Origin of the sequence: Streptomyces thermovulgaris, assembly GCF_002155915.1 — a bacterium.
Taxonomy (GTDB): Bacteria; Actinomycetota; Actinomycetes; order Streptomycetales; family Streptomycetaceae; genus Streptomyces; species Streptomyces thermovulgaris.
In genome coordinates this window covers 17765-31078 of record NZ_MUME01000171.1, presented here as the reverse complement: position 1 = coordinate 31078, position 13314 = coordinate 17765, and the positions used below count along the sequence as shown (strand labels likewise).

Genomic DNA, 13314 nt, shown 5'->3' with positions numbered 1-13314 from the left:
CGTGGACAGAACACCTAGCGCATCTCCCGGTCGACCGAGGACAGCGGCAGCGCGAACAGCATGCGGCCCGACAGGGACCAGATCTCGCCGGTCTCCTGCCAGTAGGACAGGGAACCGGTGCCGTCGCCCCAGCAGTGGTGGGTGCCCTCGGGGCCGCACGCGATCGTCTTCGCGCCCCGGCGGTCCTGCCGCAGCAGGGTGCCGCGGGTGCCCTCGTCCGCGGGGCGGCCCAGGTACCAGTCGGGGGGCGAGAAGGGGTGCGTCCGGTGGGACAGCACGCCCCGGACGCCGCTCGCCCTCGACTCGTACGCCTCGCTCGTGACCGCCGTCCCGGAGGAGTCGGTGGCCAGCAGACCGGGACGGGCGGAGTCCCGGCTGAGGGAGTAGCGCCACAGCAGTGTGCGGCTGTCGCCGTCCCCGGGGGCCGCCCGGCTGGCGACCAGGCTCTCCGGTGCGGAGCTGCGGTCCAGGGAGAGGCCGTTGGGGCAGGGCAGTGCGGAGCGCTCCTTCCCGCCCGGTCCGGCCGTCTCGACGCAGTCGCCGTCGGCCGGGCGGTAGGAGGCGACCGCGGGCAGCACCCACCGGTAGCCGTGCGCGGACCAGCCGCCGGGCACACGGCCCACCGCCCTGCTGCCGACCGTGGCCCGCTGGATGCGGTGCAGGTCGTAGACGTACAGCGCGTCGCGCTCGGCGCCGGAGGTGGTGACCAGCAGCTTGTTCCGGTACCAGACCATGCCCGACACCTGCGAGACCAGCGCCCGGTAGTCCCGCCCGCCGTCGACCGGGACGACGAGCAGCGCCCAGGTGTAGGTGAGGTTGTCCGGGTCGTCGGCGTTGACGAACGCCACCCGGGCCAGGCCGCGGCCGTCGCCGCCGTCGTACGACCAGCCGGAGAGGATCACCCGGTGGGCGCCCCAGCGGCCGTCGTCGTCGGCGTCCCCGGAGGTGGTCACCGACCTCGGCCGCCAGCGGTGGGCGGCGGTGTCGGCGGGGTCCCAGCAGTACGCGCGGGTGGCCGCCGGTTCGATCGGCAGCGCCTTCTTCTCCTCGGCGCTGCACTGGTCCTCGGTGCGCAGTCTGCGGTCGGTGCTCTCCAGCACCGTGGCGACGCCGACCGGCCGGCCCATCGCCGTGGCGAGCCGGTCCAGGGAGCGCTGCGGCACGGGCTGTTCGGTCAGCCGCAGCCGGTCGAGTTCGGTGGCGGAGGTGAGCGGTTTCAGGGCGCCGGGATCGACGGCGATCGTGGCCTGCGAGGTGCTGATCAGGGTGGCCGCCGCGGTCAGCGCGAGGCCGGTCCCGGCCAGGGCCGCACGCAGCACCCTGCCCCGTCTGCGCCTGCGATGTCTGCCGCGCTGCTTCATACAGCTCCCTTTTCAGGGCTCGGTCCGCCTCCGGGCGCCCCCTGGGTCCTCTGTGCGGCGGGCCCAACTGCTCCGGCCGGCTCGAGCTTTGGCCGAGAAGCAGACGGGGCGACCACAGGCGATGCTACGGCAGTCCGGGCCGCGGGAGGACGAAGACCCGGCAAATGCACGGAAGATGCCACCCCGGGACCACCTCTGCCGCCTTCGGGACCGCTCGGGGATCCCCGGGGACCGCCCGGGCCGCCTGGCGAAGAACGTTCGGGTCGCCCCGCCGTGCCTCACACGCCGTGCGAGGGCGCCCGTCCGAGCCGTACCGACGGTGCCGCCGAGTGCGGCAGCAGGGCGGCCGGGTCGTCCGGGAGCAGCACCTCGACCTCGACGTCCTCACGGAAGCGGTAGGGGCGGTGCTCCAGGAACGCACCCAGATACCGCCGCACCCGGGACATCTCCGCCCGGACGGTCACGGTGCGGGCCGGATCGCCGTAGAGGTCCTCGGCCAGTTCCGCCGCGCTGCGCCCGGCGCGGTGCTCGGCGAGCAGATAGAGCAGTTCGGCGTGCCGGGGGCTCAGTTCCTGGCTCCAGGAGCCCGCGCCGCCGAGGACGGTCACCGACCAGCGGTGCGGCCGGGTCAGGTCCAGCACGATCCGGACGCCGTCCTGCGGGACCGGTTCCTCGCCCGCCCGCACCAACCAGCCGTCCGCCAGCGGCTCCAGGGAGCACAGACCGATCGACGGCAGCCACCGGCGGCCCGGCGTGGGGGACTTGGGCAGCGCGATCCGCTCGGTGTACGGCATCCGGGTCACCGCCGCCGTCCAGCCGTCCCCGTCCACCACCGCCGCCCGGCCGCCCAGCCGGGCCAGCACCGGGGCGCCCACCGCCCGCAGCCGCTCCAGCGAGGCCTGGTGCAGCTCCCGCAGCCGCGCCTCGGCCAGTTTGGCCACCGCGCCGACCCAGGCCGTCGTGGCCGGGTGCATGGTCTCCAGCGGTCCGCTGACGTCCACCACACCGAGCAGCCGGCCGTTGCGGGGATCGACGAGGGGGGCGCCCGCACAGGTCCACGAGGTGTGCGAGCGCACGAAGTGCTCCGAGGCGAAGACCTGGACGGGCCGGCGCACCACCGCGGCGGTGCCCACCCCGTTGGTGCCGACGACCTCCTCCCGCCAGTCGGCGCCGGGCGCGAAACCGAGCCGGTCGGCCTTGCGCAGCACCGACGGGCTGCCCTCGCGCCACAGCACCCGGCCGTCCTCGTCGGCGACCGCCATGATGTGACGGACGGCGCCCGAGGCCGGCAGCAGCCCCTCGCGCAGCACCGGCAGCACATGCCGCAGCGGGGACGTCTCCCGCCGCCGTGCCACCTCCTCGGGGGACAGCGGACGGACCCAGGCTCCCCGGTCGGGGTCGAGACCGCGGCGCAGCAACCGCTCCCAGGACTGCCCGATCACCGGGCGCGGTGCCACCCGCGCACGCCGTCCGGCGAGCGTCGCGGAGCGCGTCTCGCTCAGCGTCCGCGCCGCCCGCGCCGTGTCGACGGCGGCGATCTGCGTCGTGTTCTTCGGCGTTTTCGCCACTGGTGTCCTTCCGGGAAAAAGGGGGCACGCCCGATTCATGGTGCCGTCCGGAGAACGCGGAAGGGCGCAGTCCGGCACGAAGGACGGCGGGAATGCAACCCCTTGCAACCCTGGTGAACGAGCGTGCGCCGGTCGAGACTCGTGACACGTCGCCCCATGCGACGCCCCCGGCCCGCGCAAGGCCGGTACAGCGGGGGTGGTGCCGTGTCGGCGCAGCACCACCCCCGCGCTGTGTCCGCCGCCTGTGCGCCCCTCAGTGCGCCGGGCGCGCCCGGTCCACCACCGCCGCCAGGTTCAGCGTGTGCGGCAGCGTGCCGAAGGCCGCACCCCACTCGCGGCCCAGCCGCGAGGCGCAGAACGCGTCGGCGACCTCCGGCGGCGCGTGCCGCACCAGCAACGCCCCCTGGAGCACCAGCGCCAGCCGCTCGGCCAGCCTCCGGGCCCGGGCCTCCACCCCCTCCAGATCGGCCAGCTCGGTCAGCAGATCCCTGATCGCCGCGTCCAGCCGGTGGTCGGCGCCGCGCGCCCGGCCCACCTCCCGCAGATACGCGTCGAGCGCCCCCTGCTCCCGCCGCAGCGCACGCAGCACGTCCAGCGCCTGGACGTTCCCCGCGCCCTCCCAGATGGAGTTGAGCGGCGACTCCCGCACCAGACGGGGCAGCCCGGACTCCTCCACGTACCCGTTGCCGCCCAGGCACTCGGCGGCCTCCACCACGACCGGCGCACACCGCTTGGTCACCCAGTACTTGGCGGCCGGCAGCGCCAGACGCAGAAAGGCCCGCTCCTGCTCGCCGCCGTCGTCGCAGGCGGCGGCGAGCCGCAGCGCCAGAGCCGTCGCCGCCTCCGACTCCAGCGCGAGGTCGGCCAGCACATTGCGCATCAGCGGCTTGTCGACGAGCGGCCCGCCGAAGGCCGAACGGTGGGTGCAGTGGTGCACCGCCTGCGCCACCGCCTGCCGCATCAGCCCCGCCGAACCGAGCACGCAGTCCAGCCGGGTCGCCGCCACCATCTCGATGATGGTGCGCACCCCGCGCCCCTCCTCGCCGACCCGGCGCGCCCAGGTCCCGTCGAACTCCACCTCGGCGGAGGCGTTCGACCGGTTGCCCAGCTTGTCCTTCAGCCGCTGGATCAGGAACACGTTCCGGGTGCCGTCCGGCAGCACCCGCGGCACCAGGAAGCAGGTGAGCCCTTCCGGGGCCTGCGCCAGCACCAGGAACCCGTCCGACATCGGCGCCGAGCAGAACCACTTGTGCCCCGTCAGCTCGTAGGCGCCGTCCTCGGCGAGCGGCCGTGCCGAGGTGGTGTTCGCCCGGACGTCGCTGCCGCCCTGCTTCTCGGTCATGCCCATCCCGAACAGCACTCCGGCCTTCAGACGGGCGGGCCGCAGTCCGCGGTCGTAGACCGCGGACGTCAGCAGCGGCTCCCACTCGGCCGCCAGCCCGGGGTCGGCGCGCAGCGCGGGCACGGCCGCATGGGTCATCGACAGCGGACAGCAGGTGCCGGCCTCGGCCTGCGTCCACACCAGGAACCCGGCCGCGCGCCGCACATGACCCGCCGGACGGTTCCAGGCCGCGGTCAGCCCGGCCGAGACGCCCTTGCCGAGCAGCCGGTGCCAGGCCGGGTGGAACTCGACCTCGTCGACGCGGTGGCCCCAGCGGTCGTGCGTGCGCAGCCGCGGCGGATGGCCGTCGGCCTGCGCGGCCCACTCCTGCACCTGGGCCGAGCCCGCGGACCGCCCGAGCGACGACAGCTCCTCGCGCACCTCCTCGAGCAGTCCGGCCTCGACGTACCGCTCGACCGCCTCGACCAGGGCACGGTCGGTGGCGAAGACGTCGTAGCCGGTCAGCGGGGGCACCTGGTTGGTCACGGTATGGGTGCGGGCTGCCATGGCACGCAACCTACCCGGGGCGCGCCGCAGGCCACCACACGGCCGTACCGGACCCGGCCGACCGGGTACCGGTGGTGCGTCCTGCCTGGTGAACGCCCCGGCCGACGAGTGGGACGGACCTCGGCGGGGATACCTTTAGGACGTGCAGTCCGCCAGTGAGTCCCCCGACAGGCCGTCCGGCCGCCTCCACCGGGCCCGAGCCCTCTACCGGAACGTATCCAAACGGAGGATGGCCTGGCTGCTGCTCAAGGACACCGTCAATTCGTGCATGGAGTACCGGATCCTGGGCCTCGCGGCCGAGGCGGCGTTCTTCTCCCTGCTGTCGGTGCCGCCGCTGCTGCTCAGCCTGATCGGACTGCTCGGCTACGTCGACGCCTGGACCGGCGCCGACACCATCGCCGGCGTGCAGCGCAACATCCTCGACGCCTCCCGCACGGTCCTGTCCGACCAGGGGGTGCGGGACATCGCGGAGCCGATCCTGCGGGACGTGACCAAGGGCGGCAGACCCGATGTGATCTCCCTCGGCTTCGTGCTCGCCGTGTGGTCCGGCTCGCGCGCGGTGAACGTCTTCATCGACACCATCACCGTCATGTACGGCCTCGACGGCGTACGCGGCATCGTCAAGACCCGGCTGCTGGCCTTCGGGCTGTTCATCGTGGCCCTGCTGATCGGCTCGGTCGCGCTGCCGCTGATGGTGGCGGGACCGGACGCGGTGGTGCGGATCCTGCCCTGGTCGACGACGCTCGTCCAGATCCTGTACTGGCCCGTCGTCATCGTGCTGTCCATCGTCTTCCTGACCACGCTGTACCACGTGTCCGTGCCGGTGCGCTCCCCGTGGATCGAGGACGTGCCCGGTGCCCTGGTCGCCCTGGCCATGTGGGTGGTGGGCAGCTTCCTGCTGCGGATCTACCTCACCAACACCGTCGAGGGCCCGACCATCTACGGCTCCCTGGCCGCGCCGGTCGCCGTGCTGCTGTGGATCGGCGTGTCCGCGTTCGCCGTGCTCGTCGGGGCCGCGGTCAACGCCGCCATCGACCATGTCTGGCCGACCGCCGCCACGGCCGCGGCCCGCGCCGCCAACGAGCGGGTGCGCCAGGCGCAGATCGCCGAGTACGTGGCCCGCGCCGCCGCGCTCCGCAAGGGCTCCCCCGACGACCCGGACGACCCCGACATGCCGTCGGAGTTCCCCGAGCGCTGGTCGCGCTTCCTGCCCCCGGAGGACGTGACGGCACGGCTGCGGGCGCATGTGAGGAGCGCACGTGTGCGCGGCCCGCACAAGAACGACCAGAACGGTTCGTCGACGCAGAAGTGACGCGGAAGCGACGCGGAAAGCGGCGGGGGAGCGGCGGCGAACGGCACGGAAGCGGTGCGGAAGGGGCCATGGAAGGGGCGCGGAAGCGGCGCGGTAGGGGCCCGGCGGGGCGCGGGTAGCCTGTCCGCGTGTACCAGGAACGCCCCTCCCGCCTGCCCGGCGCGGTCGTGTGGCGCAGCATCCCGGACCCCTCCGGGGCACGCCCCGTGCTGCCCGACGGCTGCATGGACCTGCTGTGGAGCGAGGGCCGGCTGCTCGTCGCCGGCGCGGACACACGCGCGCACGTCCCTCCCGGGCCGCCCGCGCTCTGGGCCGGGGTGCGTTTCTTTCCCGGCACGGCACCCGCCTATCTGGGGGTGCCCGCACACGAACTGCGCGACCAGCGGGTCGACCTCGCCGACCTGTGGCCGGCCGCGACGGTCCGGCGGCTGCGCGACCGGCTCGGGGCGGCGGACGACCCGGCCGCCGCGCTGGAGGCGGTGGCCCTGGAGCGGGCGGCCGGGACCGGGCCGCCCGACCCTCTGCCGGCCCGGGTCGTCACCGCCCTCGAGTCCGGCCTCTCGGTCGCCGCGACCGCCGACGCGCTCGGCATCGGCGCCCGCCGGCTGCACCGCCGCTGCCTGACCGCCTTCGGCTACGGGCCCAAGACGCTGGCCCGCATCCTGCGGCTGCGGCGGGCCCTCGGGCTGGCCCGCCGCGGTGTGCCGTTCGCCGAGACGGCCGCCCGGGCCGGGTTCGCCGACCAGGCGCACATGTCCCGCGAGGTGAGGGCGCTGGCCGGGATGCCGCTGAGCGACCTACTCGCCCGCGGGTAGCGGCGCGAACAGGTCGACGCCGTTGCCGTCCGGGTCGTGCACGACGGCGTACCGCTGCCCCCAGAAGGCGTCCCACGGCTTGAGCTCCCCGTGGTGCCCGGCGCCGACCAGGTCCTCGTACACGGCGTCGACCTCGGCGGGTGTCGCGCAGCGGAACGCGAGCGAGACCCGGCCGCCCCCGGCCGGAGGCCGCCACTCGGGGTGGTAGGACCGGACGGTCTCCTCGGTGTCCAGGGCGAGGATCAGCCCGCCGGGCAGCTCGGCCTCGACGTGCGGCTGCTCCTCGGCGCCCTCGGGGAAGACGAGCCCGAGCCGGCGGTAGAAGGCGAGGGAGGCGGCCGGGTCGGAGACGACCAGCCCGATCACGGCGAACCGGGGAGCGGGTGAAGTCGGTGAACTCGGTGATGTCATGGGGAGCACGGTAGGCGCGGCCGTGACCACCGGTCTTGAAGAAAACGGACACCCGAGGGGGACCGCGCGGGTCCGGGCGCGTCCGGGCACGCCCCGAGGACGTCCGGAAGAAGTCCGCAGGACGTCCGGGGGAAGGCCGGGACGCGCGCCGGAGTACCACGGACCGGAATGTCACGAGACCATGGAGTGCTCCCGACGGCGGAGTGCTCCCGCGGCATCGGCCGAGGACACGGCGAAGGACTGGTGGGCACATGACGGCAGACCGGACGGACCCCGTGGTCACGACCCCCTGCGGAGCGGTGCGCGGCAGACGCGAGCACGGGGTGGCCGTGTTCCGCGGCATCCCGTACGCCGCACCCCCCTTCGGCCCCCGGCGGTTCCGGCCACCGGTGCCGCCCGCCCCCTGGGACGGCGTGCGCGACGCGGGCTCCTTCGGCCCGACCGCGCCGAAGCCGCCGTACTCGGAGATCTTCGCGCGGTACCTGTCCGACCCGGTCGTCCCCGGCGACGACTGCCTCAACCTCAATGTGTGGACGCCCGAGCCGGACCCGGGCGCCCGGCTCCCCGTCCTGGTGTGGCTGCACGGCGGCGCGCTGACCCGCGGCTCCTCGGCCGTCCCGGTGTACGACGGACGCGGCTTCGCCCGCGACGGGGTCGTCCTCGTCTCCGTCAACTACCGGCTGGGCGTGGAGGGCTACGGACTGTTCCCGGACGCCCCCGCCAACCTCGGCCTGCGCGACCAGCTGGCCGCCCTGCACTGGGTCCACGAGTCGATCGAGGCCTTCGGCGGCGACCCCGGACGGATCACCCTGGCCGGCCAGTCGGCCGGGGCCATCAGCGTCGGCGCCCTGATCGCCTCCCCCCGGGCCCGGGGCCTGTTCCGGCGGGCCGTCCTGCAGAGCGGGCCGCCGGAGGCGCTCGACCGCGACAAGGTGCGGCGGATGGTGCGGCGCATGGCGGCCCGGCTGAAGGTGCCCGCCACCGCCGAGGCGTTCGCCGCCGTCGACCGGGAGCTGCTGCTGCGCACCCAGGCCGAGGCCGGCCGGTTCGGCGGCCCGGTGCTGGGCGGGCCCGCCTTCGGCATCGTCGTCGACGGCGACCTCGTGCCCCGCGACCCGCTCCAGGCGCTGGTGGAAGGGGACGCGGCGCGCGACGCCGGCCTCCTCATGGGCTGGACCCGCGACGAGTACCGGCTGTGGCTGGTCCCCGGCGGCCTGATGGAGCACGTCGACCGGCTCGGCCCGGTCGCACTGGCCGGCGCCATGGCCCGCTGCCGCTGCGGGCACGAGGTGGTCCGCGGCTACCGCGCCCTGCACCCCGGGGCGGGCACCGCGGAGATCGTCGGCCAGATGGTCACCGACCATCTGCTGCGCCGTCCGCTGCACCGGCTGGCCGACGCCCGCCCGGGTTCGTCGTACGTCTACGAGTTCGCCTGGCCCTCGCGGCTGCCCGGTCTCGGTGCCTGTCACGGACTGGAGCTGGGCTTCGTCTTCGACACCGGCGACACCCCGGAGTCCCGCCGGCTCGCCGGCGAGGGCGCCCCGCAGGAACTCGCCGACGTCCTGCACGCCGCCTGGGTCCGTTTCGTCACCGACGGCGACCCCGGCTGGCAGCCCTGGGACGGCACCCATCCGGTCCGTGTCTTCGGCGACGGCCCTCCGCACACCGTCCACGGCCCGCGTGACGCCGAACTCGCCCTCTGGACGGCCGGTGCCGCCCCCGGCCAGTCGCCGCCCGCGCCCGACGGCTCCCGCGCGGCGGAGCTCCGCGCGACGGTACGGCGGCTGCGGCGGCTGAGCGGGGTGCGCGGACGATGACGGGCACTGCCACCCGGAGCGTCCGCACGCGCCCGGACACTCCCTAGACCGCCGCCAGTTCCCGGGCGATCCGTGTGATCGTCCCCGGGCCCACGCGACAGCAGCCGCCGATCAGCCGGGCCCCCGCGGCACGCCACTGCCGGACCTGCTCGGGGACGAAGACAAAGGGGCCGGCCCAGGTGCGGGACCCGGCGTCCCAGGCCTCGCCGCTGTTGGGGTAGACCACGACCGGCTTGCCGGTGACCCGGGCGGCCGTTCGCACCGCGGCGGCCGCGTCGCCGGGCGCGCAGCAGTTCACCCCGACCGCGATCACCTCGTCCGCGTCGGCGGCCAGGGCGAACGCCTCCTCCAGCGGCTGCCCCGCGCGGGTGCGGTCCCCGGCGACGGTGTACGACAGCCAGGCCGGCACCCCCAGCCCGCGCACCGCCCGCAGCAGCGCCCGTGCCTCGTCCGTGTCCGGGACCGTCTCCAGCGCCAGCACGTCGGGCCCGGCGGCGGCCAGCACCTCCAGCCGGGGCCGGTGGAACCGCTCCAGCTCCCCGACGGTGAGCCCGTAGCGTCCCCGGTACTCGGAGCCGTCGGCGAGCATCGCCCCGTACGGGCCCGCCGACGCGGCCGTCCAGAGGGGCCGGAGCACGCCCCGCGCCCGCGCCCTCCGGGCCGCCTCGCGTGCCAGCTCCACGCTCGAGGAGATGAGTTCGGCCGCCCGCTCCCGGCCGGTCCCCCGTTTCGCGAACCCCTCGAACGTGGCCTGGTAGCTCGCGGTGATCGCCACGTCGGCCCCCGCCTCGAAGTAGGCGAGGTGGGCCTGGACGACCGCCTCGGGCCGCTCGTCCAGCAGCCGCGCCGACCACAGCTCGTCGCTCAGGTCGTACCCGGCCGACTCCAGCTGATTGGACAGCCCCCCGTCGAGGACGACGGTCCCGGCGGCGAGGGCTTCGGCGAGGGTGGGGGAGACGGCGCTGTTCATGTCTCGACGCTAGTCGACGCACCGGGGCGCCCGCCCCGAGGCCCTCGACGCGTCCTGAGGGACCCGGACAGGGCGGTCGACCAGCACCTTCGTCGGCGGGACCACCGGCAGGAAACCGGCAGGAAGGGGCTGGGCACGAGGGGCGAGGCCCGGTGGAGGGCGGGACGTCGACGTCCGGACCGTCGACGTCCGGACCGTCGACGTCCCGGCCGCCCAGGGCGTGCTCGGGGGCGAGGGGTCCGTGCCCGGGGACGTGTACGCCCCGGCCCTTGCCGAGAGCCGTCGCACCGGAAGGCGACGGCGCGTCGGCTGCGGCCGGGGAGCGCCGGAGGAGAGGCGGAAGTCCCGGGGCGGACGGAAAGCGCCCTTGTCCCCCTTGCCCCACCGCGTCGTGCGCCCGCGCGCTCAGCCCTGGTCGGAGACGGCCATCTCCCCCAGCGGCGACCAGTCGTCCTGGGGGACGGTCGTGTTCACGATCCGGGGGGTCTCGGCCAGATGGGGCGGCAGTTCCCGCTGAGCGGTCCTGAAGTGCTCGGACTGCACATGCGCCGCGCCCGCCTCCTCGTCACGGAAGGCCTCGACCAGGACGTACTCGGTCGGATCCTCGATGCTGCGCGACCAGTCGAACCACAGACAGCCGGGCTCGGCGCGGGTGGCGGCGGTGAAATCGGCGACGATCTCCGGCCACCGGTCGGCGTGCTCGGGGCGGACCTTGAACTTCGCGGTAATGAAGATCACCGGGACTCCCTCGTCGGCGGATCGGGGACGTTCGGGACCGGGCGCCACGGGCGGCGGCCGGCGGGCCGGTCGGCACCGGCCCCGTACCGCACTCTACGGACCGCCGTCGCGGACCGGACGCCATGGACACGGCCGCACCCGCCGGGACCGTCCCGGCCGACGCACCGCCCGATGACCTGGCAGGCGTACCGGGCGCGGTCGCGGACCGCAGGGGCGGGACGGCGTGGCACGGCCTGCCGGGACGGTTCGGCCGGTGCCGAACCGACCGGCCCCTAGCGTCGCCCTCATGAGTGAGACCGCCTTCGCCGACCTCCACCACGCCGACGAGCCCCTGCTGCTGCCGAACGCCTGGGACCACGCCTCCGCCCTGGCCCTCGCCGCCCTCGGCTTCCCGGCGCTCGGCACCACCAGTCTCGGCGTCGCCGCCTCCGCCGGACTGCCCGACGGCGCCGCCGCGACCCGGGACCACACCCTCCGGCTCGCACTCGCCCTCGGCTCCCAGCCGTTCCTGCTCTCCGTCGACGCGGAGAACGGGTTCAGCGACGATCCGGACGAAGTGGCCGAGTTCGCACGGCAGTTGTGGAGGGCGGGAGCGGTCGGCATCAACCTGGAGGACGGACTCGGACCGGCCGGCCGGCACGCCGCGAAGATCGCCGCCGTCAAGTCCGCCGTGCCCGGCCTGTTCGTCAACGCGCGCACGGACACGTACTGGTTGGGCGACGGAGACGAGACCGAGACGCTGCGCCGTCTCGACCTCTACCAGCAGGCCGGTGCCGACGGCGTGTTCGTCCCCGGCCTGACCGAGCCCGGGACGATCGCCGCCCTCGTGAAGCACCTCGACGTCCCGCTCAACGTCCTCTGCTCCCCGGCCGGTCCCACCGTCCCCCGCCTCGCCGGTCTCGGCGTGCGCCGGATCAGCCTCGGCTCGCTGCTGTACCGGCGGGCGCTGGCCGCGGCCGTGGAGACGATGACCGCCGTCGCGGCCGGGCGCACCCCGCGGGACGCCGCCTTCTCGTACGAGGAGGTGCAGGAGCTCAGCCGGCCGGCCCGCGAGGCGGTGCGGCCGGACGGGGGAGCCGGGGAGGCCGGGGAAGTCACGGGGCCAGGAGGTCCGCGAGGAAGGCGTTGGTGAACTTCCCGGCCGGATCCAGCTCCCCGGCCAGGGAGCGGAAGTCGGCCAGCCGCGGATAGCGCTCGCGCAGTGCGGCCGTCGGGGTGGTGAAGACCTTGCCCCAGTGGGGCCGGGGGGAGAAGGGCTCCAGGGCCTCCTCGACACGGCGCACCACCGGGAGGACGGCCGCCGTGTCCTCGATCCAGGTGAAGTGCACGGCGACGGTGTCCCGGCCGTACGACGGGCTCATCCACTGCTCGTCGGCGGCGACGGTGCGCACCTCGCAGGTCTGCAGGACGGGGGCGACGACGTGGCGGATGCCGTCGAGGGCGTGCAGGACGTCGAGGGCGCACGCACGCGGCAGCAGGTACTCCGACTGCAGCTCCGCGCCGCTGCTCGGGGTGAACTCCGCCCGGAAGTGCGGCAGTCGCTCGTGCCAGGGCCCGGGGACGCCGAACTGCTGCGTGCAGTGCTCCGCCGGCATGCCCGGCACCGGGTGCAGCGCGACCTTGGCGGGCACCGCCCACGGGAAGACGGGCAGCGGCTGGTCGGTGCGGCGTTTGAGCCACACCTGGCGGAAGCCGGGAGCACGCCAGTCGGTGAACAGGCTGACGCTGTACGCGGCGGCGGCCACCGCCTCGAAGTCCAGCCCCTCCAGCGGGAGTTCGGTGAACAGATGCTGCTCGACCGCGAAGGCGGGCTCCAGGTCCAGGGTGAGCGCGGTGACCACGCCCAGCGCGCCCAGGGAGGTGACGGCCCCGCCGAACCGCGGGTCGTCCCGTCCGACGACGACCGTGGAGCCGTCCGCGGTGACGATCTCCACCTGCCGTACGGCGGAGGCGAGCGGACCGTTGGACACTCCGGAGCCATGGGTGCCGGTCGCCACCGACCCGGCCACCGAGATGTGCGGCAGGGAGGCCATGTTGGGCAGGGCCAGGCCGTGCGCGTGCACCCGGCGGGCCAGCTCCGCGTACCGGACCCCGCCGCCCACCCGGACCGTGCGGGCGGCCGTGTCGACGTCCACCTCGGCCGGCAGCGCCTCCAGCGACACCAGGGTGCCCCCGGCACCCGGGTCCGCGATCGTGTTGAAGGAGTGACCGCTGCCCAGCACCCGCACCCGTGTGCTGTCGGTCACCAGCGCGCGCAGCGCCTCCGGGGAGTCCGGCCGGTGCACCTCCCCGGCGGTGTAGACGATGTTGCCCGCCCAGTTGGTCACGGTCCCGGTCGTCCTTCGGGCCATCCCGATCCCCCCCTTGTGCCGTGTTCTGTGCCGTGCCGCGCCCTGTGCTCTCCGGGTGAACCTACCCGACCGGCCGTCCGCGG

11 protein-coding genes are annotated in these 13314 nt (G+C 74.9%); 4 read left to right on the top strand and 7 right to left on the bottom strand.

Annotated elements, in window-relative coordinates; all coding sequences use genetic code 11:
• Positions 1 to 14: 14 nt before the first annotated feature.
• The 3 genes from CCN35_RS15385 to CCN35_RS15375 all read right to left on the bottom strand — a co-directional run bounded on the left by CCN35_RS15385 (position 15) and on the right by CCN35_RS15375 (position 4817).
• Positions 15 to 1361, bottom strand: coding sequence for a hypothetical protein (locus tag CCN35_RS15385; protein WP_067400369.1), 1347 nt, complete (start codon positions 1359 to 1361; stop codon positions 15 to 17).
• 278 nt (positions 1362 to 1639) lie between these two features.
• Complete coding sequence (locus CCN35_RS15380; protein ID WP_245863187.1) at positions 1640 to 2929, bottom strand: helix-turn-helix domain-containing protein; 1290 nt, start codon at positions 2927 to 2929, stop codon at positions 1640 to 1642.
• Positions 2930 to 3182: 253 nt separating this feature from the next.
• Entirely contained in the window at positions 3183 to 4817 is a 1635-nt protein-coding gene (locus CCN35_RS15375) for an acyl-CoA dehydrogenase family protein (RefSeq protein WP_067400377.1), read from the bottom strand.
• 142 nt (positions 4818 to 4959) lie between these two features.
• Between CCN35_RS15375 and CCN35_RS15370 the strand changes: the two genes are divergently transcribed.
• Both CCN35_RS15370 and CCN35_RS15365 read left to right on the top strand, forming a co-directional pair.
• Positions 4960 to 6129: a YihY/virulence factor BrkB family protein gene (locus tag CCN35_RS15370; protein WP_079130039.1), complete on the top strand. Its 1170-nt coding sequence runs from the start codon at positions 4960 to 4962 to the stop codon at positions 6127 to 6129.
• Positions 6130 to 6257: 128 nt separating this feature from the next.
• Complete coding sequence (locus tag CCN35_RS15365) at positions 6258 to 6944, top strand: helix-turn-helix transcriptional regulator (protein ID WP_086793135.1); 687 nt, start codon at positions 6258 to 6260, stop codon at positions 6942 to 6944.
• Here the strand turns inward: CCN35_RS15365 and CCN35_RS15360 are convergent.
• On the bottom strand, positions 6927 to 7355 hold the full coding sequence (locus CCN35_RS15360) for a VOC family protein (RefSeq protein WP_086793133.1): 429 nt from the start codon (positions 7353 to 7355) through the stop codon (positions 6927 to 6929). The two genes, CCN35_RS15365 and CCN35_RS15360, sit on opposite strands and share 18 nt — an antisense overlap.
• 251 nt (positions 7356 to 7606) lie before the next feature.
• Between CCN35_RS15360 and CCN35_RS15355 the strand changes: the two genes are divergently transcribed.
• Positions 7607 to 9172, top strand: coding sequence for a carboxylesterase/lipase family protein (locus CCN35_RS15355; RefSeq protein WP_211285529.1), 1566 nt, complete (start codon positions 7607 to 7609; stop codon positions 9170 to 9172).
• 43 nt (positions 9173 to 9215) lie between these two features.
• Here the strand turns inward: CCN35_RS15355 and mmuM are convergent, their stop codons facing one another.
• Together mmuM and CCN35_RS15345 are read right to left on the bottom strand one after the other, a co-directional pair.
• A complete protein-coding gene (gene mmuM / locus CCN35_RS15350; RefSeq protein ID WP_067400385.1) occupies positions 9216 to 10142 on the bottom strand; it encodes a homocysteine S-methyltransferase in 927 nt (308 codons plus the stop codon).
• A gap of 405 nt (positions 10143 to 10547) precedes the next feature.
• A complete protein-coding gene (locus CCN35_RS15345) occupies positions 10548 to 10880 on the bottom strand; it encodes a putative quinol monooxygenase (RefSeq protein WP_067400388.1) in 333 nt (110 codons plus the stop codon).
• Between the two features lie 286 nt (positions 10881 to 11166).
• On the opposite strand from CCN35_RS15345, the gene CCN35_RS15340 reads away from it, so the two are divergent.
• The gene (locus CCN35_RS15340; protein ID WP_086793131.1) at positions 11167 to 12012 is read left to right on the top strand and encodes an isocitrate lyase/PEP mutase family protein; all 846 of its coding nucleotides are present in this window, start codon (positions 11167 to 11169) and stop codon (positions 12010 to 12012) included.
• Here CCN35_RS15340 and CCN35_RS15335 read toward each other — a convergent pair.
• Positions 11975 to 13231, bottom strand: a complete 1257-nt coding sequence (locus CCN35_RS15335; protein ID WP_067397638.1) for an FAD-binding protein — start codon at positions 13229 to 13231, stop codon at positions 11975 to 11977. The genes CCN35_RS15340 and CCN35_RS15335 overlap by 38 nt on opposite strands.
• Between the last annotated feature and the right edge of the window lie 83 nt (positions 13232 to 13314).

Coding starts and splice junctions, on each gene's coding strand:
- CCN35_RS15385 (WP_067400369.1), bottom strand. CDS start 1,361: ATGAAGCAGCGCGGCAGACATCGCAGGCGCAGACGGGGCAGGGTGCTG.
- CCN35_RS15375 (WP_067400377.1), bottom strand. CDS start 4,817: ATGGCAGCCCGCACCCATACCGTGACCAACCAGGTGCCCCCGCTGACC.
- CCN35_RS15360 (WP_086793133.1), bottom strand. CDS start 7,355: ATGACATCACCGAGTTCACCGACTTCACCCGCTCCCCGGTTCGCCGTG.
- CCN35_RS15355 (WP_211285529.1), top strand. CDS start 7,607: ATGACGGCAGACCGGACGGACCCCGTGGTCACGACCCCCTGCGGAGCG.
- mmuM (WP_067400385.1), bottom strand. CDS start 10,142: ATGAACAGCGCCGTCTCCCCCACCCTCGCCGAAGCCCTCGCCGCCGGG.
- CCN35_RS15340 (WP_086793131.1), top strand. CDS start 11,167: ATGAGTGAGACCGCCTTCGCCGACCTCCACCACGCCGACGAGCCCCTG.
- CCN35_RS15335 (WP_067397638.1), bottom strand. CDS start 13,231: ATGGCCCGAAGGACGACCGGGACCGTGACCAACTGGGCGGGCAACATC.